Raw genomic sequence first — 25,401 nt, 5'->3', positions numbered from 1 at the left:
GTTCCGTTCCACCGGCCGTCGCGTACGCTCCGTTCGGAAAATCCGAACGGTAAGGGTGGGGCGGGGAATATGGAGCTTCGTCAGCTGCGGGTCTTCGAGGCGGTGGTCCGGCACGGGACGGTGACCGACGCCGCCGTCGCGCTCGACCTCGCGCCGTCCAGCGTCTCGGCCCGGATCCGCGCGCTCGAGGAGTCCCTCGGGGTGCCACTGTTCGACCGGACGGCCCGCGGGATGCGGCTCACCCCGTCCGGCGAACGCATGCTGAGCTGGTCGCGCCGCCTCCTGGACGACGCCGACCAGGCCCGCCGGGACGTCGTCGGCGCGGCGTCGGCGCTTCGCCTCGGCGCGCTGGAGACGATCGTCGCCACGCTCGTCCCGCGCGTCCTGGCGCGGCTGGCCGCGCGTTCGCCGGGCACCGTGACGGAGGTGCGGTCCTCGAGCCTCCGGGACGAGCTGCTCGCGGACGTCGTCGACGGATCCCTCGACGCCGCGCTGCTGTTCGACACCGGCGACGCCCTCGGGGACCTCGGCTTCCCGCAGCCCGAGGCGCCGCTGGCCTTCCTCGACGTGGAGCCCGTCCCGCTCGCCCTGGTCGCGGCGCCGGGCAACGCGCTCGCCGGGCGTCCGGACCTCACGCCGGCCGATCTGCGAGGCCAGTCGCTCCTGGCCAACGTCGAGGGCTGCTCGTTCCGCTTCGCCGCCGACCGGTTCCTCGGGCCGGAGCCGGCGCGCGTCCAGGCCGGGGGAGTGTCCGTGCAGCGGGGATGGGCGGAGCAGGGGCTCGGTATCGCACTGCTTCCCGATTTCGCGGTCGCGGGCGCCGTCCGCCAAGGCTCGTTGGTCGAGCTTGACCTTCCGGTTCCGGACATCAGCCTGCGACTGGTGTGGCGGGCCGATCGTGAGTCGCTTCCCGGGTTGCGTGAGCTGCTGTACGCCTGCGCTGCCACGCCGGTCGCCTGACCGTGCGTGTGGCCTGACCGTCCCGGACCGTCCCGTTTGGGACGGTCCGATAGTGGTTGATCTGCTGCGGTTAACTGGCAAAGGTTGCGGTTTCCCCAAGAAACCCTGACAGGGTCTTGTGGCACGGTTCACATTGAGCTGATCATCAGCCTCTATGTGGCATCCGGGGCTGGTACTACGGCGGATGGCCAGCGACCGGACCCTGGTCCTCGCGGCCTGCGCGACCGCGCTTTTCGCGACCACGGTCCTCGCGGCACTCGTCGGCTACGCGGGGGCGGTGACCCGCGACGGGCTGCACCGCACGCTCGCCCAGAACGCGCAGATCGGCGCGACCGTGGTCGTGACCGTTCTGCCGGGGCAGAACGTCGACACGAACAAGCAGCTCGACCAGACACTGCGGCGAGCGTACGGGGGCATCCCGTACCGGCTGGAGACGACGGCGCGCAGCGACTCCTACACGCTGCCCGGCCAGGAGCGCGCCCAGCATCCCGAGCTGACGAAGTTCGCGACCTACACGGGCATCGACCAGCACGGGAAGCTGACGGCGGGACGCTGGCCCGCCGCCACCGCCGACGGCACCACCGAGGCCGTCCTGCCCACCGCCGCCGCCCGCCAGATGAAGCTGAAGCCGGGCGCGGTCTTCACCGTCCACGGACGCGTCGAGAAGAACTCCGCCATCAAGGTGCGGCTCGTCGGGACGTTCGACGTGCGGACCCAGGACGACTACCTCTGGCACGGCGACCGGCTCGTCACCACCGGGACCGAGCAGCAGAACTACACGACCTACGGGCCGCTCGTCCTGACACCCGACGTCTACCGCGCGCGGTTCTCCGCGGCGGGCGGCGACCAGACCTGGTTCGTCCGCAACGACCTGTCCCACCTGGACGTCTCCGGCCTCCGCGCGCTCGGGCACCGTGTGGAAGACGCGACGAACACCCTGCGCAAGTACGGCGACGGCACGACCTTCGCCTTCTCCAGCGACCTGCCGCAGCTCGCCGACCAGCTCTCCCGCGCCGTCCTGGTGGCCCGGTCCACGATGTTCGTGCCGGTGCTCCAGCTCATCCTGCTCGCCGGGTACGCGTGGCTGCTGGTCGCCAGGCTCCTCGCCGACCACCGCCGCACCGAGCTCGCCCTCATGCGCACGCGCGGCGCCGGAATGCGGCAACTCGCCGGGATCACGGTCGCCGAAGGGTTCGCCGTGATCGTGCCCGGCCTCCTGCTCGGACCGCTCCTCGCCGAACCGCTGCTGCGGCTCGCCGGGCACGCGCCCGCCGTCCGCGCGACCGGGATGCAGCTGAGCGCCGGATCGCCGAGCACCCTCTGGACGGTCGCCGGCATCGCCGCGGTCGCGTTCGTGGCCGCCGTGACCATCCCGACGCTGCGCGCCGTCCGGGGGACGTTCGTGGAGACCGAGGCCGCGATCAGCCGGGGCCGCCGCAGCGTGTGGGCGGGCACCGGCGCCGACATCGCGCTGCTCGTCGTCGCCGGGCTCGGCGTCTGGCAGCTCACCCGCTACAACAGCACGCCGCGGGTGTCCGGCGCGGGCGGCATCGACCCGTTCATCGTGTCCGGACCGGCGCTCGCGCTGCTCGCGGGCGGCGTGCTGATGCTCCGGCTCGTCCCGGTCACCTCGCGCGCCGCCGAGCGGTTCACCACGCGCGGCCGCGGCCTCGCGCCCGCGCTGGGCGCCCGCCAGGTGGCGCGGCGTCCGCTCCGGTACGCCGGGCCGGCCCTGTTGCTCGTCCTCGCGATGGCGGTCGGGGTGCTGTCGGCGACGACGATGAGCACCTGGCAGCGCTCGCAGAGGGACCAGGCCGACTTCCGCGCCGCCGCCGACGTGCGCGTCAGCGAACCGTCCGGCGACGTCACGCTAGGACCTCTCGGACGCGGCGCGCGCTACGCCGCCCTGCCCGGGGTCACGGATGCCGTTCCCGTGGCGCGCCAGTCGGCGTCCTATGGCAACGCCGAGGGCTACCTGCTTGCCGCCGACACCCGGAAGCTCCCCAAGGCGCTGCGCGTGCGCCCGGACCTCATCCGGTCCCTCAAACTCGGCGCGCTCGCCACCGCCCGCCCTCCGTCGCACTTGATGGAGCTGCCCGGACGTCCCACGAAACTGGGCCTGGACCTGCGGCTGACCTCGCATGGACCGGGGCACTCCCTCGAATCCGTCGGCTTCTACGGCCCGTGGGATCCGTTCGCCTCCAGCTACGGGGTCACCGCCGTCCTCACGGACGCGCGGGGCGTCAGCTACTCGGTCGACCTGACCGGCCTCAAGGCGAACGGCAAGACCCAGAGCCTGTCGGTGGACGTCACGTCCCTCGCGGGCCCGCAGGGCGCGATCTCCTACCCGCTGTCGCTGCGCGGCCTGCGCTGGGATGAAAGCGCGAACCCGGATCACGGGCCGCTCACCTTCGAGCTGGTCGGCGTGCGCGGGGAGGGCCCGGGCGGCGGGCCCGCCAAGCTTCCGCCGGGCGGGACGTGGGACCAGTGGTGGGACGACGGCAACGGAAGCAGTGGGAAGGAGTCGACGCTGAAGGTGACTCAGCGTCCCGGCGTGCTCCTGACCTCCCAGATTCCGAAGACCCCGCTCCTCATCGTGCCGGGAGAGTCGACGCCCGCGCCCACGTCACGGGTGAACATGTTCGTCGCGCACGGCGACGGCCCGTCGCACGACAACGAGTACGGCGTCGCCCAGCCGATGCCGATCGTCCCCGGCGTGATCAGCCGGTCTCTGGCCGACCGGGCGCACGCCAAGGTCGGTGACAAGGTCGAACTGACCCTCGCCCAGGGCCGGCAGCCGGTCCAGGTCATCGGGATGGCCCAGGCGCTGCCCGGCCTGGACTCCGGCATGGACGGCGTCCTGGTGGACATGCAGACCCTCGCCGACCGGTGGCAGGCGGCGGCCGCCGCCGGCGACGCCGCGGCCAACCCGGACGAGTGGTGGCTGTCGGTCGCGAACGCCAAGACCGCCCCGACCGTCGGGGCGATGAAGACCAACGAGGGCCTTGGCGACGTCGTCGCCGACCGGATCCAGCTGCGCAAGAGCCTGAAGAACGCACCGCTCGCCGCGTCCCTCCAGGGCGCCCTGCTCCTCGGATTCGCCGCCGCCCTCGCGTTCACGCTGATCGCGTTCACCGTGAACGCGGCGGTGGCCGTCCGGGAGCGGTCCCGGGAGTTCACCGTCCTGCGCGCGCTCGGCCTGCACCAGCGTCAGGTCTCCGGGATGCTCGCGGTCGAACAGGCGATCCTGGTCGGCCTCGGCCTGGTCGGCGGGCTCGTCCTCGGCCTGGTCGTGGCGAATCTCGTGGTGCCGCACATCGTGCTGACCGTCCAGGCCGCGCCGCCGTACCCGCCTGCCGTGCTCGAGGTCCCGTGGCTCGCGGTGCTCGGGCTGGTCGCCGGAGTGGCGGCGATGCTCGGCCTCGTCCTGCTGGCGGTGATCCGGGCGCTCCGAAGGCGCGGCCTCGGCGGTGACCTGAGGGCGGGGGAGGACCGATGAGGGGGCCCCGGTTCCGGCTCGTCCGGATGCACTGGGCGGCGCTGCTGGCGGTGGCCGTGCTGACCGCCGTCACGACCGTGCTCGCCGTCGTCTACCCGGCCCGCTCCGTGTCCGGCTACGACAAGGCGGCGGTGGGCGTCCTCGGCGCCGACGGCACGGTGAACGTCGTCGGCACCGAGGGCGGGCAGGCCGCGCGCACCATGTACGTCGCGCCGTTGAGCATGATGCCCGAGAGCGAAATCTGGCACACGATGATGCCCGACCGGCTTCGGCGCGCCACCTTGGCGGCCGATCCGTTCGCCATCACGTTTCAAAAGCTGTATGTCACCTACCCCGGGAAGCACCTGCCCGCGAAACTCGACCTCGTCGCGAACGCCGCGATCAACGGGCCGTACCGGGTCGTCCAGGGCTCCGGCTTCCTGAGCGCGGGACGGCCGGAACTCGCGCTCACCAAGCCGACGGCGGACCTGTTCGGGTTCAAGCTCGGCTCCGTCGTTCAGATCCCGAACGGCACGACCACGGTCTCGTTCACGGTCGCCCAGATCATCGAGCCGACCGACCCGGCCAACGGCTACTGGGCGGCCCGCGGCTCGATCGTCAACCCGCACGTCGAGTCCGATCCCAACTCCGGGGACTTCTCGGTCGGCGCCGCGCTGACGAACTTCAAGGGCTACTCGGAGTACCTGTCGACGCCCGGCGGAAAGTTCACCTACACCTGGCGCTTCGCGCTCGACCCGTCCGGGGTCGACGCCTCGGGCATCCGCGCCCTCGGGGAGGACCTTAACCGGTACCGGGTCGCCGTCAAGGAGCGGCCGGGCGTCTTCGAGTACCAGATGTCGACCCCGCTGGAACCCCGGATCGCCGACTTCGTCGGCCAGTACCACACCGCCCAGGTCATCACCGGGCTGGCCTTCAGCGGCCTGGCGGCCGTGCTCGTCGGCGCGCTGCTGCTCAGCCTGGCGCTGTTCACCGAACGCCTGCGCGGGACGCTCGCCACCATGCGCACACGAGGCGCGTCCCTGTTCCAATTGGTCCGGACGGTCGGCTGGCTCACCGTGCCCGTGTTCCCGCCCTCGGTGGCCGCCGGATACGGGGTCGGCCTGCTCGTCCACGCCGGACCCATGCAGATGGTCTCGATCTACGTCGCCGCCGTGATCGCGGTGCTCGTGGTCGTCTTCCCGTGCGTGCTCGCCGTGCGCTGGAACCGGGGCGGGACCATGGAGCGGACCCGTCCGGAGGCGAGCACGCCCAAGGCGTCCCGGCGGCGGCTCGTGCTGGAGCTGCTGGTGATCGGGATCGCCGTGGTCGGCACGGTCGTCCTGCGCCGCCGCGGCCTCGCCGCTCAGGCCGAACTCGGCGCGGACCCGCTGACCTGGGCCGTCCCGGTGCTGCTCGGAGTCGCGGCCGGGCTGATCGTGATGCGCGGCTACCCCTGGCCCCTGCGCGCCGCCGGACGGCTCTTCGGACGCGGCCGGTCCATGGTCGGGTTCGTCGGGTTCGCGCGTGCCTCGCGGCAGCAGGTCGTGACCGCCCTTCCGCTGCTCGTGCTGCTGCTCGCGGCGGCCGTCGCCGGGTTCGGCGCGACCGTCGACGCCGCCCTCGGACGCGGCCAGCAGACCGCCTCCTGGTACTCGGTCGGCTCCGACGCGCGGATCACCGCCACCGCGTTCGACTACAGGCTGCCGCAGCAGCTGAGGTCGGTGCGCGGTGTCACCGGCGTCGTCCCGCTCCGGGTGATCCCGGACGCGGGCATCGGCGGCGCGGCCGGTGAGAAGGGGCGGGTCTCGATCACCGTCCTGGCCGTGGACCTGGACGCGATGCACGCCATCGCCGGCGGCGCCGCCCGGTTCGTCCCACGGGCGCCCGCCGCCCCGGACGGCATGCTGGTGTCCCCGGCCGCCGTCCAGTACATCGGGACGAAGCCGACCACGCTGAACTGGTTCAACAAGTCGCTGAGCGTCCGGCCCGCCGGGATCGTGAACCGGTTCCCCGGCCAGGACGCCACCACCCCGTACGTGATCGTCCCGTACAAGATGCTCAAGGACATCGACTCGTTCCCCACGCGCGTGTTCGTCCAGGGCCACGACATCGACCGGAAGGCCCTGGACAGCGTCGCGCGGAAGGCCGTCCTGTCCTACGCGGCCAACTCGGTCGGCGCCGACTTCATCCGCTACCAGCCGGACGTCGAGCACACCCTGCGCGAGAGCCCGATGGTCCAGGTCGTCCACCAGGCGTTCGCGGATAGCGCGCTCGTCGTCGTCGCCTACGGCCTCCTGTCGGTGCTCCTGGTCCTCCTCGTGGGCGCGAGTGAACGCGGCAGGGCCATCGCGCACCTGGAGGTCCTCGGACTGAGCCGCAGGCAGCGCCGGACGCTCGCGCTCATCGAGATCGGGCCGGTCGTCCTGTGCGCCGTCCTGGTCGGCTGGCTCGTCGGCATGGCGCTGCCGAGGCTGACCGGGCCGATGGTGAACCTGCGTCCGTACACCCTCGGGTTCGCGGCGGCCAACCATGCCGTCGAACCCCTGCACCTGGTCGCGCTCGCCGTCGCCCTGCTGGTCACGGGCCTCGCGACGGTCCTCGTGGACCGGGCCTTCGACGCCCGGAACCGGCTGGGCGAAGTGCTCCGGATGGGAGAGGAGGGGTGAGCGCGCCGGCGCTCCGGTCGATCCGGACGCGTTTGCCCGCGCTCCTCGCGCTGGCCGTCCTCATCACGCTCACGACCGGGCTCGGCGTGGTCGTCCCCGCCCGGGTCGTCCACGGCTTCGACCGTTCCGCGGTGGCGGCGGCGGGCACGGACGGCGCGGTGAACGTCGTCGGCACCGCGAGGGGGGGCGACGCCTTCAGAAAGGTCCCCGCGCCCGACGTGCTCGAAGGGCAGGGTGTCGGCTGGCGCGCCCTCCTGCCGCCGGGGCTCTCGCGGGCCACGGACGCCGCCGACCCCTACGCCTACGTTGGACCTGACCCGGTCCAACGACCGAAGGACAAGAGGCCCGGATTCCTCCGCCTGTTCGTCAACTCCTCGCTGAGGTCGTCGCATGTCCGGTTCCTCTCCGGAGACCCGGACATGGAGGACGACGGCATGCCGGGTGTCCCGGGCATCTTCGTCACCAAGGCGAACGCCGATCTGTTCGAGCTGAAGGTCGGCTCGCCCGTCCGCGTGGACACCTCGACCGGCGAGCTCACTCTCCGGGTCGCCGGGATCATCGAGGCGACCGACCCGGACAACCCCTACTGGGCGGCCCGGCAGGCGGTCACCAAACCCTGGATCCGCGTCGAGCCGTCGTCGGGGCTGGAGCGCCAGTACGGCGGGGCCCTGATGGGCCCGAAGGGCTACTCCGCCCTGCGGGCGCTCGGCGCGGAGGTCAACTACACATGGCGCTTCCCGGTGCGGCCGGACCGCGTCACGGCGCGGGGCCTGCGCGACATGATCCCGGAGCTCGACCGCTTCCGGTCGAGGGTCTCTGGACGGAACGACTCCGTCCAGAGCGCCGTCCAGACCCCGATGGACGGCCGGATCAGGGAGTTCGCGGGGCAGTACGCCACCGCCCAGGTGATCACCGGCCTGGCGTTCGGCGGCCTGGCGGCCGTCCTGGCCGGGGCGGTGCTCACGGGCTTGGTGCTGTTCGCCGGACGGCTGCGCGGGACGCTCGCCACCATGCGCGCGCGAGGAGCCTCACGCGCGCAGTTGTTCGGCACGGTGTCGTGGCTGACCGTCCCGGTGCTCGTGCCTCCGGTCGCCTTGGGGCTCGGCCTCGGCTGGCTCGTCCACGCCGGGCCGCTCCAGTTCGTCTCCGTCTACCTCGCGATCGTGGTCGCGATCGCGGTCGTCGTCGTCCCCTGGGCGTCCGCCCTCGGTTGGCGGCGGGGCGCGGCCGGGGCCTCACCGCGCCCGGAGAGCGCCGCGGTCAGGCCGTCCCGGCGGAGGCTCGTGCTGGAGGGCCTGGTCGTCGTCCTCGCGGTGCTCGCCACGCTGGTGATGCGCCGCCGGGGCCTGGCCGTCCAGTCCGAGCTGGGCGCCGACCCGCTGGTCTCCGTCGTCCCGGCCCTGCTGGGCGTCGGCGTGGGCCTGCTGGTGCTGCGCGTCCTCCCCTGGCCGCTCCGGCTCACCGGACGGCTGCTCGGACGCGGCCGGTCCGCGGTCGGGTTCATCGGGCTCGCGCGGGCGTCGCGCCGGCCGGTGCTGACCCTGGTCCCGATGATCGTGCTGCTGCTCGCGGTGGCCGTCGCCGGGTTCGGCTCGTCCGTGGACGCCGCGCTCGTCCGCGGCCAGCGGACCGCGGCGTGGCACCTCGTCGGCTCCGACGCGCGGGTCACCGCCGGGCGGCTCGACGGCCTTCCGGGCCGGCTGGCGTCGGTGCGCGGGGTGACCGGGGCCGTCCCGCTGCGCCTGATCCCGGAGGCCGTGGTCGGCGCCCCGGCCGGGGAACGCGGCCCCCGCGTCATCGTGATCGCCGTCGACCTCGCCGCGTACAAGCGGATCGCGGGCAAGGCCTCCCGGTTCGTCCCGAACGCTCCCGCCGCCCCGGACGGCGCGCTGGCCTCGCGGTCCGCCGTCGCGTCCCTCGGGACGCGGCCGACCACGCTCGCCTGGGTCGGGACCGGAGACGCGCGTGTGACCGTCCGGCCGAGCGGGATCGCGCCGGACCTCCCCGGCATGGACTCCGCGGACCGCTACGTGATCATCCCGTACCGGCTGCTCCGGGGCTTCGAGGCGTTCGCGACCCAGGTGTACGTCCAGGGCCGCGACATCGACCGCGCCGCCCTGGACAAGGCCGCGAGGGCGAGCGTCCCCACCCCGGAATCGATGCCCGTCGGCGGCGGCTTCATCCGGTACCGCGACAGCATCGAGCGCGACATGACGCAGGGACCGATGGCCCGGGTCGTGCACCGGGCGTTCGCGGAGGGCGCCCTCATCGTCTCCGGCTACGGCCTGCTGACGGTGCTGTTCACCCTGCTCGTCGGCGCGCGGGAACGTGGCAGGGCCATCGCGCACCTGGAGGTCCTCGGGCTCGGCCGCCGGCAGCGGCGGCTCCTGGCGATCACCGAGGCCGGGCCCGGAATCCTGGGCGCCGTCCTGGCCGGATGGCTGCTCGGGTTCCTGCTGCCGCGCGTGACCGGCCCCATGCTGGACCTCCGTCCCTACACCTCGGGTTTCGCGGTGACCGACCATGCCGTGGACCCGCTGCATCTGGCCGCGTTCGCGGGGGCCCTGGCGGCCGCCGCGCTCGCCATGGTCCTCGTGGACCGGATCTTCGACGCCCGCCACCGGCTGGGCGAAGTGCTTCGAACGGGGGAGGAGATATGACCGAGACCCCGAGCCTGGCGGAACTGGAACGCCGCGCCACCGATCGCGGGCCCGTCTATGGAGAGGGCGCGCACATCGTGTGCGACAACCTCGTCCGCATCTACAAGGCGGACGGCATCGAGGTCGTCGCGCTCCAGGGGCTCGACCTGCTGGTCGACCCCGGGGAGCTGATCGCGATCGTCGGCGCGTCCGGCTCCGGCAAGTCGACGCTGCTGAACATCCTGTCCGGGCTGGACGTCCCGACCGCCGGGGTCGGGCGCGTCGCGGGCGTCGACCTGCTGACCATGAAGGCCGCGCAGCGCCTGACGTTCCGGCGGGAGAAGGTCGGGTTCGTCTGGCAGCAGACCGCCCGCAACCTGCTGCCGTACCTGACCGCCGAGCAGAACGTCCAGCTGCCGATGCGGTTCTCCGGGCGGTCCCGCAGCCTGCGCCGCACCCGCGCCGCCGAGCTGCTCGGCGTCCTCGGCATCGGCGAGCTGGCGGGACGCCGTCCGGCCGAGCTGTCCGGCGGCCAGCAGCAGCGCGTCGCCATCGCGGTCGCCGTCGCCAACGAGCCGAACGTCCTGCTCGCCGACGAGCCGACCGGCGAGCTCGACTCCGCCACCGCCGAGCAGGTCTTCGACGCGCTCCGCCGCGTCAACACCGAACTCGGCACCACCACGGTGATCGTCACGCACGACCCGCACGTGGCCGAGGAGGTCGACCGGACCGTCGGGATCCGCGACGGCCGGACCAGCAGCGAGGTCCGGCGCCGCTCCGCGGTGGACGCCGACGGCCGCGCCGTGCGGATCGCCGAGGAGTACGCCGTCCTGGACCGGGTCGGCCGCGTCCAGCTCCCGCGCCACTTCATCGACGCGCTGGAGATGAAGGACCGGGTCCGGCTGGACCTGGAATCCGACCACGTGGCCGTCCACCGGGCGGGGGAGGAACCGGACAGTGAGTGAAGCCCAGAACGACCCCATCCTCACGGTCACGGACGTCATGCGGACGTACCGGACGGGCAAGGTCGAGGTGCACGCCCTGCGCGGCGTCTCGTTCACCGTGGGCCGCGGCGAGCTGGTCGTCCTGAAGGGCCGGTCCGGCTCGGGCAAGACCACCCTGCTCAACGTGATCGGCGGCCTGGACGCGCCGACCTCCGGGACCGTCCTGCTGGACGGCAAGCAGGTCACCTCCCTCGGCGAGGACGACCTGATCCGGCTGCGCCGCGAGACGATCAGCTTCGTGTTCCAGTCGCACGGCCTGATCCCGGTGCTGTCGGCGGCCGAGAACGTCGAGGTCCCGCTCCGGCTGGCCCGGACGGCCCCCGCCGAGCGCGACAAACGCGTCGAGACGCTGCTCGCCCTCGTCGGGCTCGCCGACCACGCCCGCCAGCGCCCCTACGAGCTCTCCGGAGGCCAGCGCCAGCGCGTCGCCATCGCCCGCGCCCTGGCGTCCCGGCCACGGCTCCTCCTGGCGGACGAGCCGACCGGCCAGCTCGACTCGGAGACCTCCCGGGCGATCATGCCGCTGCTGCGCGCCGTGATCGCCGCCGAGGGCGTCACCGTCCTGGTCGCCACGCACGACCCGATCGTCCTGGAGCACGCCGACCGCGTCCTGGCGATCACCGACGGCGTCGTCACCGAGGAGCCGCTCCCGGCCCGAACCTAGGCCCGGGCCCGGCTGGGACCTGGACCCGGGCCCCGGCTCGGATCTGGATCCGGGCCGTCAGTGCTCGCTGTCGGTCCCGTACTCCCAGTGCCAGGGCTCGAACGGGCTGCTGTACGCCCAGGACGGGTGGAACCACCCGTACGTCCCGGCGTTGGCCCGCATCCAGTTGAACTGGGTCGAGCCCTGGTTCTGGACGCCGTCGCAGAGGTCGACGGCCTGCCCCTTGCCGTGGTTGCTGGTGCCGGGGACCGCCGCGAACCCGGGCCGCTCCGCGTACACGCGATGCTGGTCGGCCAGGCTCCGGTAGGACGACGTCACGCACATCTGGTGGCCGAACCGGCGCTTGTAGGCCGCGTTCAGCTTGTAGAAGGCCAGCGCCGCGTCCGCGCGCAGCATCATGCCCCTCTTCGGCAGCGGGCACAGGTACTTGTCCGGGATCAGCCCGTTCGGGAACTTCGTGGACTCCGAGGCCAGGCTCTTGTCACAGGTCAGCTCCAGCCGCTTGTCCGGGTCGAGCTTCTTGAGCATGCCCTCGAGCTGGGTGGTGAGCTGCGCCGACTTCTGCTTCAGCCCGTCGATCTGCTGCTTCAGTTTCGTCTGCGCCACCGCGTTGTCCGACTGGAGCCCCTGCGCCGCCGAGGCCAGCGACTGCCTCTGCTTCTGGAGCTGCGTGGCCTGCGCGATGAGCGACTTCTGCGCGTCCGCCAGATGGTCCACGTCGGCCGTCGAGCGCAGCGCCGAGACATCGCCCCCGGCCCCGAAGACGGCCATCGAGCCGACCACTCCGGGCTGCTGGTAGGACGCGTTGGCCAGCCGCGACAGCGGCAGCCGGATCCGGTCGAACCGGGCGTCCGCCTTGGCGAGGTCCTTCAGCGTCGACCGCAGCTTGTCCTGGGACCCCGCCAGCGTCCGCCGGCTGTCCTCCATCCGCCTGGTCGCCGCCAGCAGATCCTTCCGGGCCTTGTTCGCCGCCGTGCGCAGCTGCTCGGCAGCGTCGCCGTTGCGGTCCAGAGGGGCGCCCGCCGCGGACCCGCCGGGGGACACCAACGTGACCACCATGAGGACGACCGCGATCAGCACCGCCGACCGGGGAATCGGCACGTCTGGTTTCCTCCTGATGCCCGAAGCCGAAGAGCCGCAGGAACGCTACTACACGTCCCAGTGTGATCAGGGGGCAACGGTGTGACCACGCCGCTGACACAGGTGCCGCAGGAACGGGACGTTCTCCCACCCCGGCGGGCACCCCCGGCGATGGCCGGGAGGCCTCCCCTGCCGGTGCGTGGCCGTCGCCGAGGGCGAGGGCGCCTTCGGCCGGACGGTCTTCCGCTCCACCACGGGAGGTTGCGACGCGGGCTTCGGCCGGGCCGGCACATAACCCCCCACTGTGGGATTACTCTCCGGAGTCGCCGCCACCGTGGGCCGCACACTCACGGCGTCAGGCCGTCCCCCCGACGACGTCCCGACAAGAACCGCCCCGGCCAGCACCACGAGGACAACGGTCCCCCCGGCGATCCACCAGACCCGCCGAGGCGTCCGTCCGACGCCGCCACCCCGAGGCCGCGTCGACCCACGATGCCGACCCACCACGGCACCGAACTGTACTCAGTTCCGCACCACAGGGCCTAGTCCCCAAATTCGGTTCCACCCCCACCCCTCCCGTCCCCTACCCTGGTACCGGGCGTCCGCTACGCTCTACCGCGAACGCCGACCAGCCTCCGTAGCTCAGGGGATAGAGCACCGCTCTCCTAAAGCGGGTGCCGCAGGTTCGAATCCTGCCGGGGGCACCACACCGCGAACCGCCCGCCCGGCCACGACCGGCGCGGGCGGTCCGCGTTCCGGCGGCCGCCGAGATCACCTTTCCGGCGACGCGGGCCCCATCTCCGACGGCCGCTCAGCCCAAGATCACCTGGCGGCGAGCGACGGCGTGCGCCGAAGCTGATCTCCAGGCGAGTCGAACGGCTTCCGCATGATCGCGCCGGGCAGGGGCGCGCGGCGCCAGCGGATCGCTCCTGATCGTCAGGCGGCTGGCCAGGGCAGATGGAGAACTGGGACGGGAGTATCTAGGGTCAGCACGTGGCTTTCATCATGGTGTGCGAAGACGACGCGGCGGTCCGCGACGTCCTCAAGCGCGCCCTGGAGCATGACGGCCACACCGTCTCCGTCGCCGCCACGGCCGACAGCCTGCTGCGTCGGCTCGCACCGGCGCCCCATCTGGTCGTCCTGGATCTCGGGCTCCCGGACGCCGACGGCCGCGACGTCTGCCTGGCTCTGCGGGCTCGCGGCGTTGACGCGCCGGTGTTGATGCTCACCGCCTTGGACGGCCTGCATCACAAGGTGGGCGGCTTCGAGGCCGGCGCCGACGACTACATGACCAAACCCTTCGACATCCCGGAACTGCTGGTCCGCGTCCGGGCGCTGCTGCGCCGGGCCACCGCGGCGCCCGAACCGCGTGAGGTCGTCCTCGATCCGGCGAAGCACGTCGTGACCTACGATTCGGTGAGCATGGGCCTGACCCCGACCGAGTTCCGGCTGCTGGGCCGCCTGATCGCCTCGCCGGGTGACGCGGTACGCCGCCGCGCCCTCATCGCCGCCGGCTGGCCGCACGGGGCGCAGGTCAGCGACAACACCCTCGACTCCTATGTGCGCCGGCTGCGGGCCAAGCTCGGTCCGCTGGGTGTGGCGGAGCGTCTGGCGACCGTCCGCGGCGTGGGCTACCGATGGCAGTGACGGGATTCCGCAGAAGCGTCGTCGCGCTCACTGTGCTGATCTCCACCGCCGTGGTGGCGATACTGGTCGTGGTCTCGCACGTGCTGCTGAGCGGGGTGACGGACGCCGACGCGCGCGATCTGGCGCGTACTCGCGCCGAGGCGGTCGCGGCGAACGTCACCGCCAAAGGCGGCCGTGTCGTGCTCACGGAGAACAGCAGCGAGGCGTTCGACGAGGTCGCCTGGGTGTATGCCGACGGCCGCCTGATCGACGGGAACGTGCCGCCGAGCATGGTCGATCGCGTCGAGAAGCTGGCGGACTCGGGGCGATCGCAGACCGCGTCGGTCGGCGACTACCTCCTGTACGCGCGGGAGGTCCCGATCGACGGTCACCACGTCATGGTGATCGTCCGGGTGGACCTCACGCCCTACGAGACATCCGAGCAGCGCAGCCTGGCCTTGTCGCTGATACTGGGCGGCCTCACGATCCTCCTCGCCGGCGGTGTCGCACACCTCGTGGTGCGCCGCGCGCTGCGGGTCGTGCACGAGATGGCCGCCCTCGCCGACGACTGGGGCCACCACGAACCCGGGCGCCGCTTCAACCTCGGAGTCCCCCGCGACGAGTTCGGGGAACTGGGGCGGACCCTGGACCACCTCCTGGAGCGCGTCGACAACGCGCTGGCGGACGAGCGCCGGCTCACCGATGAGATCGCCCACGAGTTGCGGACACCGCTCACGGTCCTGCGGGCCGAGGCGCAGCTGGCGCAGATGTCCGGCGAGCCGGTGCCGCCGGAGGCGATGCTGAGCGAGGTCGACCGCCTGGATGCGGCGATCACGACGATTCTGCGCGCCGCGCGCGCACGGACGGGCGAGGGGACCCGGTGCGATCTGCGCTCCGCCGCACGGCAGGCGATCGCCGGCCGCGCGGTCGAGGTCGCCTTTCCCGCGAAGGTCGAGGTCACCGTGGCGGCCGACGTCGCCGTGTCGCTGCTGTCGCCCCTGCTGGAGAACGGCCTGCGGCATGCGCGGTCACGTGTGTGGATCACCGCGCGCGTCCAGGGTGAGGCGATCGTGGTCGACGTCCTGGACGACGGCCCCGGATTCGATCCCGCGGAGGTCGACCGGGTCTTCGAAGCGGGTGTGACCGGGGGCGGCGGGTACGGGCTGGGGCTGCCGGTGGTCCGGCGCATCGCCGCCTCGGCCGGTGTGGAGGTCCGCGCGATCGCGGACGGCCGCGGTCACGTCGAGGTGACACTCCCGGCCGCGCGTGCGGCCACGTAGTCAGGTTGGTTGCAGGTTCCCCGCGCGAACCTCCCTGCATGACAACGACAACGGAGGCACGCACGCGCGGCGGGCGGCTCATGCTCAACAAGGTCCCCGAGGTCACCATCTGGTTCTGGGTGATCAAGGTCCTGTGCACGACGGTCGGTGAGAGCTTCGCCGACTGGATCAACACGAAGCTGGGCGTCGGCCTGGTGAACACGGCCTGGATCTTCACCGGGGTGTTCGTGGCGGTCCTGGCCGTCCAGCTGCGGCTGAAGCGGTACGTCCCGTTCCCCTACTGGCTGACCGTGGTCGTTGTCAGCGTCACGGGCACCTTGTACACCGACATCCTGACCGACCAGATGAACGTGCCGCTGTGGATCAGTTCCGTGGGCTTCTCGGTGCTGCTCGCGGTGGTCTTCGGCGTGTGGTGGGCGCGTGAGCGCACGCTGTCGATCCACTCGGTCACCACACTCTCGCGGGAGTCGTTCTACTGGCTGACCGTCCTGGTCACCTTCGCGCTCGGCACCGCGACCGGCGACTGGACCCTGGAGCTGACCGGCTGGAGCCCGGGCGGCTCGGTGCTGCTGCCGCTCGGCCTCATCGCGGCGATCACGGCGCTGTGGAGGTTCGGCGCGAACCCGGTGCTGTCCTTCTGGCTCGCCTATATCCTGACCCGCCCGCTGGGCGCGAACATCGGCGACTGGCTCGCCTCCCCCAAGGTCGCCGAGAACCCGGGCGACCCGACCGGTCTCGCGCTGGGCACGTTCACCACCAGCCTGATCTTCCTCGGCCTGATCCTGGCGACGGTGATCTACCTGACGGTGACGCGCTCGGACGTGACCGAGACCCACGAGGCGACCCACGCCGCACCGGCCATCGGCGACCCGCGCAAGGAGCGCGCCGCGCTCACCGGCTTCGGACTGCTGGCCGTCGCCACCGCGGGCCTGCTGGTCTGGGCCCACGGTCAGCCGCACGTCGGCCCGGCGCCGGAGACCGACAACACCTCCGCCGTCCAGATGGCTCCCGGCCAGGCGGCGAAGAAGTTCCCGCCCGCCAAGGTCCGCGCGCTGCGGACCCTCGCCTCCACCTCGCTCAAGGACGCACGCTCGGGGAACGCGACCGGCGCGCACGCGGCCGCCCAGTCGCTGCGTGACCTGTGGGACGCCGACCAGGACTCGCTGCAGCCGCTGGACAAGACCGGCTGGACCTCCATCGACGCCCAGATGGACAAGGTGCTCAAGACGTTCGGCATCGATCACTCGAACCCGCCGATGTCGCCTGCGCAGCAGGAGAAGGAACTGAACGCCCTCTTGACGGACATGGGCTGACAGACCGCACAGCGCCCGGCCGGCCCACCCGGCCGACGGGCTAGGTCGCCGTTCGGCGGCCCTGTGTGTGCAGGCCGTACCAGGGGGCACCACGCACAGGCGAACCGCCCGCCCGGGTACTACCGGGGCGGGCGGTTGGTGTTTGGCGGCTGCTGGGGCGGGGGCTACTGCTCGGGGGTCAGGAGCGGGCTGTTGTGGTAGGCGGCGATCAGCCATTGGGCGTCGCGCTTCTCGAAGACCCAGGTGGCGTTCACCTTGCGGTGGTCGTCGGTGATCTCGGTCTCGCCGGGGAAGAGGACGGCGGACTCGCTGATCACGATCGCGGCGTCCTGGCCGAGGAAGCGGATGCTGAGCTGCCTGTTCTGGGTGGAGCTGCCCCTGAGGGGGCCCGCGAAGCCCTGGGCCATGCTCTGGCGGATCATCTCGCGGCCGTCGCGGAGCGAGCCGGGCATGACGGCGGTCGCGTCCTCGGTGTAGTCGGCGACCATCCCGTCGGCGTCGCCGGCCTCCCACGCCTTGTAGGAGTCGGCCAGCACGGCCTGGATCGCGGCCTCGTCCTCGACACGGGGCTTCGACATCGGGTTCTCCCTTGTGAACGGCTCGCCCGGGGTGTTCCGGTGAGCTCGCCGGTACATACCGACCGGGCGGGCCGAACTCATCGCACCGTCGTCAGGAGATTTCGGCGGGCAGTCCGAAGGCCGCGAAGACCTCGGGGTCCTGGAACACCGAGGTCCGGCTGATGCCCCCGGTCGTGACGGTGAAGATCTGGAGCGTGTGCAGCCGGTACCCGTCGCCGACGCGCCGGTAGGCGGCGAATCCGGGCTGGCAGCCGTTGGCGGTGACCTCCTTGAGGCGCCAGTCCCTCCCGGCGGCGTCGAACACCCGGTCCATGAACAGGCCGTAGTTCCCGCGTCCGGTGAACCAGTTGAGCATCGGCGGCATCTCCATGAGGACGTCCTCGGTGATCAGCCGTTTGAGGGCCTCGACGTCGGCGAGCTCGAACGCCTTCATGTAGCGCTCGACCCAGGCGCGCTGCTCGGCCGCGGACGGCTCGCCGACCAGTTCCTGCCGGACCCCGGTCTCCTTCAGACGGGCACGTGCCCGCTGCAGGGAACTGTTCACCGACACGACGGTGGTGTCGAGGATCCCCGCCGTCTCGGCCGCCGAGAAGGCGAGCACGTCACGCAGGATCAACGTGCCGCGCTGCCGCGCCGACAGGTGCTGCAGGGCGGACGCGAACGCCAGCCGCACGCTGCTGCGGTCGATCACGGTCGCGGCCGGATCGCCTGCTTCCAGCAGCGAGTCCGGGAGAGGCTGGAGCCAGGCGTGTTCTCCCGGGACGAGCGGCGCGAGCGGATCCGACGCGTCCACCAGCCCCGACGGCAGCGGCCTGGCGCCGCGGGACTTCAGCGCGGTCAGGCAGGCGTTCGTCGCGATCCGGTACAGCCAGGTCCGCATCGAAGCGCGGGTCTCGTCGTACTGCTCCCGGGCCCTCCACGCCCGCAGGCACGTCTCCTGGACGAGGTCCTCCGCGTCGTGAACCGACCCGAGCATCCGGTAGCAGTACGCGAGCAGTTCCGTCCGGAACGGCTCGATCCGCCGGTCGAAGTCCTCGTCCTCTGACATCACGCCACGCCCTTCCCCGCCGCCGCCGCGACCATTATGGGCAGGCATGTCGCCTATCGGTGCGGCGGTTCCGTGGGGCACCGGGGACGCGTGCGACCGCGCCGGGTGCCGGTGTGGATGACCGGATCCCGGCGCGGCCGCCTGGAGCGGGGATCGTCAGGAGATGGCGATGTTGCTGTAGTAGTGGGTCAGGATGGTCCGGAAGCTCTGGCCGGCGTTCGCGAGGTCACGCGAGCCGTACTGCGACATCCAGTCTCCGTCGACCCAGCCACCGCAGGCGGTGTTCGTCGAGCAGTAGTGGGCCGCGAAGATGCTGCCGCTGCGGCTCATCCGCGTCGACCAGGTCCGCTGGACGGCGGCGGTCGTCGAGGACAGGGCCGAGCCCGGCTTGTAGACCTGGTCGCCGGTGTCGTCCCGGACGTCGTAGCACGCCCCGCCCGAGGTCTTCCGGGTCGAGTGCAGCGCCCAGTACCAGGCGTAGGTCTTGACGGCCATCGCCCCGGCGTCCAGCGAGGCGCTCGGCCAGCTCGAGATCCACTCGTTCGGGAGGACGTTCTCGACGTAGTTCTGGAAGTCGACCCTGTCGACCCGTCCCAGGCCGACGCGGTACACCAGGATCGAGCTGGGCAGTGCGGTGTTGCTGCCGTCCGTCTGGCAGCCCGTCGACCCTCCCGACAGCAACTGGTGCGAGGCGTCGTTGTTCTTCAGCGTGGCGTTGAGGTTGCCCTTCGCGCCGGATGCGAAGTCCTGGGACGAGCCGCCGTAATTGCTGTTGTAGTAGACCCGGACGGTGGATCCGGTGCGGTTCCACACCGATGCGGCGTTGTTCTTCACGCAAACGCCCTGACCGTTGCCCGGTCCCTTGAAGTCATAGCAGGACGGCTGGGTCGTTCCGTAGTCGCCGAGCGATCCGGTGAAGTCGGAAACCGATCCGGCCTCGTCGCTGTTGTAGTAGTAGCAGAATTCTCCGCTGTCGCAGACCCCGTCCCGGGCGGCTGCGGACGCCGGGGCGGCCACCGCCGCGGCTCCCGCGAACACCGAGCCGATGACGGCGAGAATGGCGAGCGCTTTTCTCATGAGTGTCATCGCAGGCCCTTAGAAGTGGAGCATGTACTGGAAGTCGGCCTGGGCGCTGCTGATGTGCACGTGCGAACGCGTGCCGTACGCCAGCACGTTGTTCCAGTTGTACTCTTCGACGTCGAACGAACCGTCGGAGTAAACGGCGTTCACGTAGGCGACGTGGCCGACCTTGTGGACGTCGTTGACGGCGATCGCGCCGACCGAGGGCGTCGTGTTGACCGTCACGCCGACCCGTCGGGCCGCGTCGTCCCAGGTGCCGGCGTTGCCCCAGGTCGTCCCGCCCCACGAGTTGCTGAAGTTCGGGACGCCGAGACGGCTCGCGATCCGGTAGGCGGCGAAGGCCGTGCAGTTGTTCTGCGCGAAGCCCCGGGCGTTGCCGTCATAGTCGTTGCGCGGCGTCTGCGCGCCACCACCGGAACCGAGGAACTGGTGCGAGGCGTTGTTGTTCTTCAGGGTGGTGTTGAGGTTGCCGCTGGCGCCGGGCCCGAAATCCTGGTACGAGCCGCCGTAATTGCTGTTGTAGTAGACGCGGACGGTGGATCCGGAGCGGTTCCACACCGACGCGGCGTTGTTCTTCACGCAGACGCCTTGGCCGTTGCCGGGGCCCTTGAAGTCGTAGCAGGACGGCTGGGTCGTCCCGTAGTCGCCGAGCGATCCGGTGAAGTCGGAGACCGAACCGGCCAGATTGCTGTTGTAGTAGTAGCAGAATTCGCCGCTGTCGCAGACGCCGTCCCGGCCCGCCGCGGAAGCGTGCGAGGTGGTGGCCACAAAGGGGACGGCGAAGGAAAGCGCGGCGCCGGCGATGGCGAGCGTCCTGCGTGCGTACGACATGTTCTTCCTCTTTCGCGGAGTGGTCGGTGACCGGGGGGGGAAGGGGGGGAAACGGGGGTGATCGGAGGGCGGTGGCGCTTCGGGCGCGCCCGGTCAGTGCGTGCGCTGGTAGTCCTCCCAGGTCTGGATCGGGGAGATCCGGGGCCCGTCGTCCGGGCCGCGGTTCGCCAGGCCGTTCATGCCGAGGTAGTAGTCGCCGATCTGGTGCTGGGCCTCGCTCGACAGGTCCGTGTCGCTGATCGCCGCGGCGTGGATGTGCCACGGCCAGTCGCCCTGGGTGGGGTTGCGGACCCAGGCGGCGAAACCGACCTGGCGCAGGGCAAGGGCGACGTCGGTGCGGGTGGTGGCGGACATGCCGTCGACGTTGATGTCGACGACGCCGCCGCCGTCGTGGGTGCCCGCGGACGTCGGGTCGCCGCCGGGGTTGTAAGAGCCCTGGTCGAGCTTGAGGGTGAATCCGAGGAGGCCTTCGGCCTTGGTGAGCATCGCCTGGGTGCGGGAGTCGACGGTGTATCCGTCGCGCTGGACCTTGGCGCCCGCGGTGATCGTGTTGGTGACGGTGAACTGGCCCTGCCCGAGCGTGGTCAGCGAGGTCTTGCCGGGCAGCCCGTTGGCGTCCAGGCCGGTGTAGCCGAGCGAGCGCTGGTAGGCCGCGTACGCCGCGATGGTCGTCGTCCCGAAGTAGCCGTCGACCCATTGCGCGGCCAGGAGGCCCTTGGCCTGGAGCACCCGCTCGACGGCGAGGACGGAGTCCTTGGCGCCCGGCGTGAGGGTGTTGTTGGCGCGCCGGGGGTCGATCTGGGCGGCCAGGACGGTGGCCTCCATGTTGACGACCGGCAGCACGGCGGGCTTGGGAGCCGTCGGTGTCGGGGCGGCCGACGCGTGCACCGCGCTCAGCGCCAGCCCTCCTGTGACCGCGACGGTCGCGAGCATCGCCGTGAGGGCGCCCCGGGTCCTCTTCGTCTTCATTGCGGGGTGATTCCTTCCGTTCGATTGCGTGCCTGCCGTGGCCCGTTGGAGTGGGGCCGGCGCGAGGTCCTCGCGTTGTCGGCCCCGCACGGGACCGGACGACGGCGCCTCGGCGGACGGCCGGGTGAAGGCGCTAGCTGGGCGGCGTGCGTCAGCAACGCACGTCGGTGGCGGCCGTGGCCTTGTCGGGGTACGCGCCGACGGCGACGGTGCACTGGCTGAGCGTCGCCGCGCCGAACGACCACGCTTCGACGACCTTGCCGGGGCAGTTGAGGTCCACCAGGTGGCGGCCCGCCGAGTCGACCGTCGCGATGGAGACGCAGGTGTCCCAGTTGCTGTGCGAGGCGCGGAAGCCCGCCCACACGTACATGTAGGCGTAGTTCTTTCCGCAGCCCTTGAACTGCTTGACCGACGCGAAGGTCTGGCCGTCCACGGTCACGTAGGCGGTCTGGCCGATCTGGACGGTGCTCGAGCAATTGGGCGCCTGCTCGGCGTGCGCGGCCGGGCTGAAGAAACCGAGTGTCACCGGGGCGGCCAACGTGGCGCCGATCAGCGCGCGGGTGAGGTTTCTCATGACAGGGGGTCCTTTCGGGGTGAGGGGCAGTTGCACGCCGCGGTTCGGTTCAGGGAATCGAACGGCGCGGGCACTCTTCCTTTCTGGGGCGGGCCCCTGAAGAGTCCTGCAGCGGGGTTCCGAAAACCTTCCATCGCGCTTCCCATCGGCTACCGCGGGGCGTGAAAAGCGGAAGTGCCCGGTGGCGGCCACCGGGCACTTCTCGTCGGGGGTTCATCACACGTTCAATGGAGGGACCGGTTTCCGGTACTCGCCGCGGTGGCGACGTGGATGTACTGGCCGCCGTCGTGGAAGACCAGTCCCAGTGACGTCCAGCGGTCGAGGATCCGCCTGACCTCGTCGTGCGTCACGTTGGCTCCGAGCTCGGCCGTGAGGCGTTTCACCAGCGACGACAGGCCTCTCGGGTCGTCGAGCAGGCGGAGGAGCGCCCGGCCGAGGGGATCGGCGATGGTGAACTCCCTCCATGCGAAGTGCGGCCTGCTGTTGAAGAAACGCACCACGTCGTCCATGTTCCAGTGGACGAGCCGGCAGTCCCGGTGCGCCGAACGCCAGACGTCGACGGCCGATTCGAGTCGGGCGATGGTTTCCTCACCGATTCCCTGTTCCGGGGCGGAGAAGAGGTGGGCCAGGTCGAAGAGTTCACGTTCGGGCAGGTCGTGGACGATCCGATAATGCCCGGCGGGACGCAGCTCGGCGAAGCCCGGTTCACGGTGGTCTAAGAAGGGGCTGGACCGCTCGAACATGATGCGACAGGCGGACGTCGGTGGGGCCAGGTGATGTAACGCCGGGAATTGTTCGAGGACCGGTAGGTAGTCGGTGTCGTGTTCCCCGGGAAACCCGTAGCAGTAGCTCCAGATGGGCCGGATTCTCTCCGACCGGGCGTCCCGAAGTAAACGGACGTTCGTGCATCCACTGACCCCGTTGTCCATGAGGCTCAGCACGCGTTTGTTGAGACTCTCGATTCCAGGCCGCACCTGGACGATTCCGGCCCGTGCGAGCTCCGCGAGCCGGTGGCGCCGCACGTTGGGCCTGGTCTCGTAGTGGAACCGAAGGCCGTGGTCGCGGAACGCGGGGCGGACGATGGCCGAGGACGAGACGGTCGCCTGGGATGTCGGGTTGGCGTGGGCGGTCCCAGACCGGTCGCGCCAGCACAGGCCGGGGATCGGGGCGAGGTCGCCGCCGTCGGCGAGCGCCGTCAGCAGGTCGGCGAAGGCCACCTCGCCCGAACCGCGGACGACGAAGTCGACGGCCGGGAAGTTGCGGTGCATCGCGGCCCCCTGGACACCGCCGATGTCGGCCCCGCCGAGGACCGTCCGGATCGCCGGATTCAGCTCCTTCACCCGCCGCGCGGCGGCCAGCGACGCGGTGTACTGCCGGAAGGTCGAGGCGAATCCGACCAGGTCGGGGGCGGTGGCCACGATGCGGTGGGCGAGCCGGTCGACGAACCGGGGTGCCAGCGCGTGCAGGGCGTGGCTGAGGTCGCGCTGGTGCTGGGTCCACCTCCCTTCCATGGACGCGTCGAACTCGTCGGCCCGCCAGCTCGGCACGCCGTGCAGCGCGCTGGAGAAGACCCAGTCGCCGCAGCCGTCGAAGGACGAGCCGACCGAGTGGTAGCCGTAGTCGTCGAAGGTGAAGGACCGCTGCTCGGAGACCCACTCGCAGAAGTCGACGTTGGCGTGGAGCACCTCCACCTCGTCCGCGGGGAACCGGCTCTCGGTCGCCGACGTGAGGATGCCGAGGGCCAGGGAGGGGACGTCCACCGGGGCCCAGGGCAGGTCCGCCAGCACGATTCGCATCGCGCGCGGGCCTCAGCGGGCCATCGCCCCGGCCACCGGGTCGTGCGTTCCGCGCCCGGTGGACCGGACGTCATCGAAGATCACGGTCTGCTTCATCGCCGCACCCTTCCCCACTCTCGCGCCGGAGGTGCCCGGAGACTAGTGAGGGGTGCTTCCGCCTTCCTACCGTTCGGCTACCGGCCGTTCGACGACCGGCCGTTCGACGACCGGCCGTTCGGCCGCCGGCTCCAGGGCGGCCATCAGCCGGTCGAGGTCGTCGGCGGCCGGCCGGTTCCCGATCTCGCGGTAGATGGCGCGGGCCGTGAGGTAGGACGCGTGGGCCTCCCGGTCCCGCCCCGACATCCGGAACGCCTCCGCGAGCCACGAGTGCACCCGCGCGAGGAGGATCGGGGAGTTCGGCGAGTGCGTCCGGGCTTCCCCGACGTCCATGGTGAGCTGGGTCAGCAGGCCCAGGCCGGAACGGATGAGCGGGGCGGCCCCGGGTCTTCCCAGCGACAGCGCCGACAGGCCGAGCGTGAGGAGCCTCAACGCCTCGGACTTGGACTCCCCAGGCTCCTGGGAGAACGCCGACTCCGTCCCGGCCGGCTCGAACGCCTCGTGGTGGTCGCCCTGCTCCCGTTTGATGATGGCCAGATAGCGCATGACCACGGCCTGCTCGTGGGGCATGCCGTTTCGTGTGGCGCGGTCGAGGCTTCGTCCCATTGCGGCGATGGCTTCGGTGTTTCGTCCTTGTTCGTAGTCGTTGAGGGCGGATTCTCGTTCGGCTCGGACGGCTGCGAGGTTGTTTCCGGTGCGGCGGGCGAGGTCGCGTGCGTGGTTGAGGGTGGTGGTGGCGTCGTGGTGTCGTCCGGTGGCGCGGAGTGCGGAGGCTTGTGCGGCGAGTGCTTCTGCTTCGGCGGCGTGGCAGCCGAGTTCCTGGAAGGCGCGCAGGGCGAGTCCGGCCTCGTGTAGTGCGTTGTCGAGGTCGCGGTGCAGGAGGCATCGGGCCAGGCCGAGGCGTGTGGTGGCCTCGCCCATCGCGTCGCCGGTCTCCAGGCAGAGCCGCAACGCTTTGCCGTGGGTCCGTTCCCAGTCGCCGTACTGGCCCCTGGTCTCGAAGAACTCCACCAGGTGGTGGCAGATGCCCCAGGCCGCCACCGACAGCCCCGCCTCACACGCCTGCGCAACCGCCGAATTCAGCCCCTGGCGTTCCTCGTCGAACCAGCGCAGCGGATCCGAAACGATCTCGTCCATCTCGAACCCCGACAGACCGGCGTAGACCGACGGCGCGGACGACCCCAGCCCCGAACCCGAGGCCATGCCCGGAACAGGACCCGAGAACATGCCCGGAACGGGAACCGAGACAGGACCCCAGCCGCGGTGCTCTCCCGCATAGGTGCGGGCTTCGGCCTTGCCCGCGAGTTGTAGCCAGGCGTCGCTGACGCGGGCGAGTGCGTCGTGTCTGTATCGGGGGGTTTCCTCGGCCAGGCATTCTCTGGCGTACAGGAGGACCAGGTCGTGGAAGCGGAGTCGGAGTCGGCCGCCTTGGTCGCTGCGGGCGACTTCGAGGAGTTGGGCGTCGATGAGTGCTTCGATGAGGTCTTCGGCCTCGCCGACCGGGATTCCCAGCAGCGGGCCCAGGACCCAGGCGGCGAAGTCGGGGACCTGGACCAGGCCCAGCACGCGGAACGCTTGCTGTTGTGGTGGGTTCAGTCCGTGGTAGCCGAGCGCGACGCTGGCCCGGACCTCCAGGTCACCGAACGCCAGCTCGTCCAGGCGGCGCCGCTGGTCGGCGAGGCGGTCCACCAGGCGGGCCAGGGACCAGTGCGGACGGCT

The 25,401-nt window shown here is 71.3% G+C and carries 17 protein-coding genes, 1 tRNA gene and 1 pseudogene; 10 read left to right on the top strand and 9 right to left on the bottom strand.

Translation table 11 applies throughout. The features are described from left to right. Positions 1–69: 69 nt before the first annotated feature. The 6 genes from AB0L06_RS36370 to AB0L06_RS36345 all read left to right on the top strand — a co-directional run bounded on the left by AB0L06_RS36370 (position 70) and on the right by AB0L06_RS36345 (position 11,411). The gene (locus tag AB0L06_RS36370) at positions 70–960 is read left to right on the top strand and encodes a LysR family transcriptional regulator (RefSeq protein ID WP_500235737.1); all 891 of its coding nucleotides are present in this window, start codon (positions 70–72) and stop codon (positions 958–960) included. A 184-nt stretch (positions 961–1,144) separates the two neighbouring features. Next, on the top strand, positions 1,145–4,459 hold the full coding sequence (locus tag AB0L06_RS36365) for an FtsX-like permease family protein (protein WP_500235736.1): 3,315 nt from the start codon (positions 1,145–1,147) through the stop codon (positions 4,457–4,459). Continuing rightward, entirely contained in the window at positions 4,456–7,104 is a 2,649-nt protein-coding gene (locus AB0L06_RS36360) for an FtsX-like permease family protein (RefSeq protein ID WP_500235735.1), read from the top strand. Before AB0L06_RS36365 ends, AB0L06_RS36360 begins: the two co-directional genes overlap by 4 nt. Further along, positions 7,101–9,764, top strand: coding sequence for an FtsX-like permease family protein (locus tag AB0L06_RS36355; protein WP_500235734.1), 2,664 nt, complete (start codon positions 7,101–7,103; stop codon positions 9,762–9,764). The genes AB0L06_RS36360 and AB0L06_RS36355 overlap by 4 nt, the downstream gene beginning before the upstream one ends. Further along, complete coding sequence (locus AB0L06_RS36350; RefSeq protein ID WP_500235733.1) at positions 9,761–10,708, top strand: ABC transporter ATP-binding protein; 948 nt, start codon at positions 9,761–9,763, stop codon at positions 10,706–10,708. Before AB0L06_RS36355 ends, AB0L06_RS36350 begins: the two co-directional genes overlap by 4 nt. Next, positions 10,701–11,411 (top strand): ABC transporter ATP-binding protein, encoded by a 711-nt coding sequence (locus AB0L06_RS36345; protein ID WP_500235732.1) that lies wholly within the window; start codon positions 10,701–10,703, stop codon positions 11,409–11,411. Before AB0L06_RS36350 ends, AB0L06_RS36345 begins: the two co-directional genes overlap by 8 nt. A gap of 57 nt (positions 11,412–11,468) precedes the next feature. Here AB0L06_RS36345 and AB0L06_RS36340 read toward each other — a convergent pair whose 3' ends face one another. Continuing rightward, entirely contained in the window at positions 11,469–12,512 is a 1,044-nt protein-coding gene (locus tag AB0L06_RS36340) for a D-alanyl-D-alanine carboxypeptidase family protein (protein WP_500235731.1), read from the bottom strand. A gap of 610 nt (positions 12,513–13,122) precedes the next feature. Here AB0L06_RS36340 and AB0L06_RS36335 point away from each other — a divergent pair. From AB0L06_RS36335 to AB0L06_RS36320, 4 genes are all read left to right on the top strand, one after another. Next, positions 13,123–13,198 (top strand) — tRNA-Arg (locus AB0L06_RS36335). Positions 13,199–13,484: 286 nt separating this feature from the next. Next, a complete protein-coding gene (locus AB0L06_RS36330) occupies positions 13,485–14,138 on the top strand; it encodes a response regulator transcription factor (protein WP_500235730.1) in 654 nt (217 codons plus the stop codon). Continuing rightward, a complete protein-coding gene (locus AB0L06_RS36325; RefSeq protein ID WP_500235729.1) occupies positions 14,129–15,397 on the top strand; it encodes an ATP-binding protein in 1,269 nt (422 codons plus the stop codon). Before AB0L06_RS36330 ends, AB0L06_RS36325 begins: the two co-directional genes overlap by 10 nt. 38 nt (positions 15,398–15,435) lie before the next feature. After that, positions 15,436–16,710: a COG4705 family protein gene (locus AB0L06_RS36320; protein WP_500235728.1), complete on the top strand. Its 1,275-nt coding sequence runs from the start codon at positions 15,436–15,438 to the stop codon at positions 16,708–16,710. A 164-nt stretch (positions 16,711–16,874) separates the two neighbouring features. On the opposite strand, the gene AB0L06_RS36315 is transcribed toward AB0L06_RS36320, so the two are convergent. The 8 genes and pseudogenes from AB0L06_RS36315 to AB0L06_RS36280 form a co-directional block, all read right to left on the bottom strand. Beyond that, positions 16,875–17,288, bottom strand: a complete 414-nt coding sequence (locus AB0L06_RS36315) for an SgcJ/EcaC family oxidoreductase (RefSeq protein ID WP_500235727.1) — start codon at positions 17,286–17,288, stop codon at positions 16,875–16,877. A 91-nt stretch (positions 17,289–17,379) separates the two neighbouring features. Then, entirely contained in the window at positions 17,380–18,336 is a 957-nt protein-coding gene (locus AB0L06_RS36310) for a sigma-70 family RNA polymerase sigma factor (protein ID WP_500235726.1), read from the bottom strand. Between the two features lie 156 nt (positions 18,337–18,492). Beyond that, positions 18,493–19,413, bottom strand: coding sequence for a peptidase inhibitor family I36 protein (locus AB0L06_RS36305; protein WP_500235725.1), 921 nt, complete (start codon positions 19,411–19,413; stop codon positions 18,493–18,495). A gap of 18 nt (positions 19,414–19,431) precedes the next feature. Continuing rightward, positions 19,432–20,247, bottom strand: coding sequence for a CHAP domain-containing protein (locus AB0L06_RS36300; protein WP_500235724.1), 816 nt, complete (start codon positions 20,245–20,247; stop codon positions 19,432–19,434). Between the two features lie 93 nt (positions 20,248–20,340). After that, entirely contained in the window at positions 20,341–21,216 is an 876-nt protein-coding gene (locus tag AB0L06_RS36295; protein WP_500235723.1) for a peptidoglycan-binding domain-containing protein, read from the bottom strand. Between the two features lie 151 nt (positions 21,217–21,367). After that, the gene (locus tag AB0L06_RS36290; protein WP_500235722.1) at positions 21,368–21,790 is read right to left on the bottom strand and encodes a hypothetical protein; all 423 of its coding nucleotides are present in this window, start codon (positions 21,788–21,790) and stop codon (positions 21,368–21,370) included. A 224-nt stretch (positions 21,791–22,014) separates the two neighbouring features. After that, positions 22,015–23,586, bottom strand: coding sequence for a cobalamin-dependent protein (locus AB0L06_RS36285; protein ID WP_500235721.1), 1,572 nt, complete (start codon positions 23,584–23,586; stop codon positions 22,015–22,017). Between the two features lie 162 nt (positions 23,587–23,748). Next, positions 23,749–25,401 (bottom strand): annotated as a pseudogene (locus AB0L06_RS36280) (hypothetical protein); the annotation flags it as partial.

Origin of the sequence: Spirillospora sp. NPDC052269, from assembly GCF_040679435.1 — a bacterium.
Taxonomy (GTDB): Bacteria; Actinomycetota; Actinomycetes; order Streptosporangiales; family Streptosporangiaceae; genus Spirillospora.
The sequence above is the reverse complement of the archived record's forward strand: the minus strand, read 5'-3'. Positions and strand labels throughout refer to the sequence as shown.

What these genes read in the sequence shown, in the direction of transcription:
- AB0L06_RS36285 (WP_500235721.1), bottom strand. Translation starts at nt 23,586, where the DNA reads ATGCGAATCGTGCTGGCGGACCTGCCCTGGGCCCCGGTGGACGTCCCC.
- AB0L06_RS36320 (WP_500235728.1), top strand. Translation starts at nt 15,436, where the DNA reads ATGACAACGACAACGGAGGCACGCACGCGCGGCGGGCGGCTCATGCTC.
- AB0L06_RS36370 (WP_500235737.1), top strand. Translation starts at nt 70, where the DNA reads ATGGAGCTTCGTCAGCTGCGGGTCTTCGAGGCGGTGGTCCGGCACGGG.
- AB0L06_RS36295 (WP_500235723.1), bottom strand. Translation starts at nt 21,216, where the DNA reads ATGAAGACGAAGAGGACCCGGGGCGCCCTCACGGCGATGCTCGCGACC.
- AB0L06_RS36300 (WP_500235724.1), bottom strand. Translation starts at nt 20,247, where the DNA reads ATGTCGTACGCACGCAGGACGCTCGCCATCGCCGGCGCCGCGCTTTCC.
- AB0L06_RS36290 (WP_500235722.1), bottom strand. Translation starts at nt 21,790, where the DNA reads ATGAGAAACCTCACCCGCGCGCTGATCGGCGCCACGTTGGCCGCCCCG.
- AB0L06_RS36305 (WP_500235725.1), bottom strand. Translation starts at nt 19,413, where the DNA reads ATGAGAAAAGCGCTCGCCATTCTCGCCGTCATCGGCTCGGTGTTCGCG.
- AB0L06_RS36315 (WP_500235727.1), bottom strand. Translation starts at nt 17,288, where the DNA reads ATGTCGAAGCCCCGTGTCGAGGACGAGGCCGCGATCCAGGCCGTGCTG.
- AB0L06_RS36360 (WP_500235735.1), top strand. Translation starts at nt 4,456, where the DNA reads ATGAGGGGGCCCCGGTTCCGGCTCGTCCGGATGCACTGGGCGGCGCTG.
- AB0L06_RS36350 (WP_500235733.1), top strand. Translation starts at nt 9,761, where the DNA reads ATGACCGAGACCCCGAGCCTGGCGGAACTGGAACGCCGCGCCACCGAT.
- AB0L06_RS36325 (WP_500235729.1), top strand. Translation starts at nt 14,129, where the DNA reads ATGGCAGTGACGGGATTCCGCAGAAGCGTCGTCGCGCTCACTGTGCTG.
- AB0L06_RS36365 (WP_500235736.1), top strand. Translation starts at nt 1,145, where the DNA reads ATGGCCAGCGACCGGACCCTGGTCCTCGCGGCCTGCGCGACCGCGCTT.
- AB0L06_RS36310 (WP_500235726.1), bottom strand. Translation starts at nt 18,336, where the DNA reads ATGTCAGAGGACGAGGACTTCGACCGGCGGATCGAGCCGTTCCGGACG.